This is a genomic window from Bacillus sp. AFS031507 (assembly GCF_002584635.1).
Taxonomy (GTDB): domain Bacteria; phylum Bacillota; class Bacilli; order Bacillales; family Cytobacillaceae; genus Neobacillus.
The window spans coordinates 1-2766 of sequence record NZ_NUOW01000095.1; the positions used below are offsets into that span (position 1 = coordinate 1).

Annotated in this window: 1 protein-coding gene; it reads left to right on the plus strand. The window is 36.4% G+C overall.

Translation table 11 applies throughout. The annotated features are described in order from the left end of the window. A partial coding sequence (locus tag COE25_RS29925; protein WP_098935226.1) for an IS110 family RNA-guided transposase occupies positions 1 to 1215 on the plus strand: 1215 nt, incomplete at its 5' end. Between the last annotated feature and the right edge of the window lie 1551 nt (positions 1216 to 2766).

Consider the following 2766-nt stretch of genomic DNA (forward strand, 5'->3'; position numbering starts at 1 on the left):
CTTATTGTTGGTGTGGATATCGCTCAACAACTACACGTCGCAAGAGCAGTTAACTTCCGTGGAATCGTAGTTGGAGATCCTATTACATTTGAAAATAATGAAGAGGGGTTCGTTAAACTATTAAACTGGATTCAAGATTTAAAAAGATTAAAAAACTTAGATGCAGCAATAGTAGGTATGGAGCCTACAGGCCATTACTGGATTAACCTATCAAAATGGTTATATAACCAAAACATTGAGGTAGTAACAGTCAATCCCCACTTAGTAAAAAGGAATAAAGAGAATCGTGATAATACACAATCAAAGAGTGATAAAAAAGATGCACTAGTGATCGCAGATATGGTCAAAAACGGCTACTATTCCTTTATTCGCCCATCCTCAGAATCATTTGAGAAACTTAGAGTTCTAATGTCTAACCGTGATGTGGTTGTAAAACGTCTCGTAATGTCTATAAATCAAATAAATCGATGGGTGGATGTTGTCTTTCCAGAGTTGCGACAAGTGTTTAACGATGTTTCGTGCAAAGGAGCAATCGCAACCCTTCGTTTGTTTCCAACTCCAGATGAAATATCTTCAATGGATTCACTAGATATCCAGAGGGGATGGAAGTCATTAATGAAAAGACAACCAGGACCTAAAAAAGCTCAATTACTGATCAATCTAGCAAAAACTTCTATTGGAACTGGACAAGCACTTGATGCTTATAAATTCCATCTAGAACAATTATTAGAAGAATATGACCTCGCAGTAAAACAACTCGAAAGAGTTGAACAACAAGTTAAAGAAGTTCTCACTAAAATACCATATGCAAAAAAACTACTTACGATTAAAGGAATAAGTGAAATTTCATTAGCTGGGATACTAGGTGAGTCAGGAGATTTAAGTGGATTCTCCCACGGAAACTCTCTATTACGTCATGCAGGATTACATTTAGCTGAAGCAAGTTCAGGTAAATGGAAAGGTCAGATTGTCATTTCAAAGCGTGGAAGATCAAGACTCCGCCGCTTCCTCTACTTAGCAACTATGAGCCTGGTGATGAATAACCCTGAATTTAAAGCGGTCCATTCCCATAATGTGAAAGTTAAAAAGATAAAGAAAATGAAATCAATAATGAAACTGATAGGAAAACTAGCAAGGATTTTTGTAGGAATTGCACGACGAAACGAGTCGTACTGTCCTAATAAAATTCAAGTATTAATCCCTTTATCAGCATAAAAATAAAACATTAGTTATATATAGCATCAGTGAAAATAGTTAACTTTAATTTTTGAATGTTGTCTTATTCGTAGGATTTCAAATATGCACGGAGTACCAGGTTTCTTCAACAAAAGGGCACGGTGACCCATCAGGATAGCATAACTGGCCTCCACCCCTTGGATAGGCATGACGAAGGAATGAGAGGGCAATTGACCCGTTGAGACATGGGAGGGAAAGCCTCCAGGGGCGGCGTGGAGATGTGCATTATATGGTAAAATATGGAGTGGTAGCTGACTCCTCTATTTAACTATGCCTTCACGAAGCCAAAATGATCTGAACTCATTTCATTTACCCGTAAATCCAATTACAAGGGTTATGAAATCCTGCGAATAAGTGAGCATTTGAGAGATATCCGTATCAAACTGAGGGAGTTGAAGAAAAAGTACAAAAAAAAACTAAGAGAACCAATAGAGTTAAACAACACAATCATAAAGTGAAAAAGTCTTTTTTATCAAGTATAAATATGTAAAAATTTAATCGAATTTTCTGATTTAAAGAATATAAAAGCAATCACTCAAGTCATTCGGTGTGAACAACGGCGCCAATTGTCCAAACCATGTAGTAATTTTTCAGATGGCTTTTGCAGCCACTTCCTAGTATATCAGCAATGTAAGCGCAAACCAACTGGTTAATGTTGGACAATAAGAGTGTATGAAAAACTAAGAAAACAGGAGAAAAAAAAGAGTTTAACCAATTGAGCAAATTAAGTATATAACCCCATTACCAATCTCGTTCAATTTCTTTCTCATTAAAATTTTATTTATGATTGGTGGACTTTTATCAAATAGTGGCGTAAAACCCCTTTCTTCAGAAATGGGGATATAAGCCATATTTTTTTCTTTTTACTATCAATTTCTATTCCATAGTAGTATAATGAGTATACAGAACAAATGTTCTGTTGAGAGGTGAAAAAATAAATGGAACCCCATAAAAAGAACTTGAAAGAACAGAAGAAAAAAGAATCGAAAGGAGATATTGTCATTCGGAAATTTCCGCTCCGTTTAACCGCGAGGAGAGAAGATTAATTGATACTCTACGTAAGGAAGCAGCAAATCTGTGGAATGACTGCTTAGATCTCCATTGGTGGCTATATGATGCCTATAAGGTTTGGACAAGTGCATCTGAAAAAAAGCAATGGTACAATGCCACCACACATAAATTACACTCTCAAACGATTCAATCGATCATCGAGTTACATGAAGAAACCTGCAAAAGAACAAGGGAGTTACGGGCAAAAGGTTAGAAACAGTGGCGTTATCCTTGGAAATACAAAAAGTTCTTTTCCGTCAAATATAAAAAAGCAGCGATTAAATTAACTGGTAAAAAGCTCAGGTTTAGCAATGGAAAACAACAATCCCCCTTAGTGATCCCTCAACCGAAGCACATTGATTTCCATAAGATAAAAAGTGCCGAAATCGTTTGGCACAAAAATCAATACTGGATGCATATAGCAGTGGAAGTACCAAAACAAAAGCAGGTTCAAGGTAAAAAGGAAGCCGGCTGCGATTT